Annotated in this window: 2 protein-coding genes; one reads left to right on the top strand and one right to left on the bottom strand. The window is 65.5% G+C overall.

The features are described from left to right. The coding region (locus EN935_RS28175; protein ID WP_127373846.1) for a LysR family transcriptional regulator at nt 1-503 on the bottom strand (503 nt) is incomplete at its 3' end. Nucleotides 504-606: 103 nt separating this feature from the next. Between EN935_RS28175 and EN935_RS28170 the strand changes: the two genes are divergently transcribed. After that, on the top strand, nt 607-1,184 hold a 578-nt coding region (locus tag EN935_RS28170; RefSeq protein ID WP_245489069.1), incomplete at its 3' end, for an SDR family NAD(P)-dependent oxidoreductase.

The raw sequence follows: 1,184 nt of genomic DNA, 5'->3' as shown, positions 1-1,184 counted from the left end.
GCGGGGCTGGCGCAGGTGATCTCGCGGATGACAGCCAGGCGGCGCATGATCATGCCGCTGTCGGGCGGCTCGCCGACGCGTATGACGCAGTCGACGCCTTCGCGCACGAGATCGACCAGCCGGTCGCTCTGGCCGATCTGCAGGTCGATCCTGACATAGCGGGCGAGAAACTGCGGCAGGCGTGGCAAAAGGAACGTGCGGGTGAGCAGCGTGCTGGCGTCGATGCGCAGCAGGCCGAAAGGCTCGGCGTTGCGGAAGGCGGCCTCGGCGTCCTCGATCTCGGCCAGGATCGACAGGCAGCGCCGATAGTAGGCTTCGCCGTCCTGCGTGGCGTTCACCTGCCGTGTCGTTCGTTCCAGAAGCCGCGCGCCGAGATGCACTTCCAGCCGCCGGATCGCTTCCGTCGCGGTTGAACGCGGCAGGCCGAGATCGGCCACGGCAGCGGTGAAGCTGCGCCGCTCCAGAACGCGAACAAACAGCCGCATCGTGTCCAGTCGATCCATGGCCTTTGTTCGCAGTTTCCGAATAGTGATGTCAATAGGAGGCTGATTATCCGGAATGCGGCTTGGCCTATATCCGTGTCACCAACAACACGGAGACACTTCCATGACATCTAACCAAACCAGAACGGCGATCGTGACCGGCGCCTCCAAGGGCATCGGCGCCGCCATCGCACAGCGACTCGCCCGCGACGGCGTCGCCGTCGTCGTCAACTATGCACGGGGACGCGCGGAGGCCGAAGAGCTTGTGCGCAGCATCGAAGCCGGCGGCGGCAAGGCGATCGCCGTTCAGGCCGATATCGCCGATCCGAATGGCCTCGCGGCACTTTTCGACGCCGGCGAGAAGGCGTTCGGCGGCATCGATATCCTCGTCAACAATGCCGGCATCATGAAAACGTCGCCGATCGCGCAGACCGACGATGCTTCGTTCGACACGCAGATCGCGATCAATCTCGGCGGCGTGTTCCGCGGCATGCGGGAAGGTGCGCGCCGGATTCGCGACGGCGGCCGCATCGTCAATTTCTCGAGCAGCGTCGTTGGCCTCTACCAGCCGGGCTACGGGGTCTACGCCGCCACCAAGGCAGGCGTCGAGGCGATGACCCACATCCTGGCCAAGGAGCTTGGCGCGCGCCGTGTCACCGTCAACGCGGTGGCGCCCGGACCGATCGAGACCGCCCTGTTCAC

Source organism: Mesorhizobium sp. M7D.F.Ca.US.004.03.1.1 (assembly GCF_003998635.1).
Classification (GTDB): domain Bacteria; phylum Pseudomonadota; class Alphaproteobacteria; order Rhizobiales; family Rhizobiaceae; genus Mesorhizobium; species Mesorhizobium loti.
The sequence above is the reverse complement of the archived record's forward strand: the minus strand, read 5'-3'. Positions and strand labels throughout refer to the sequence as shown.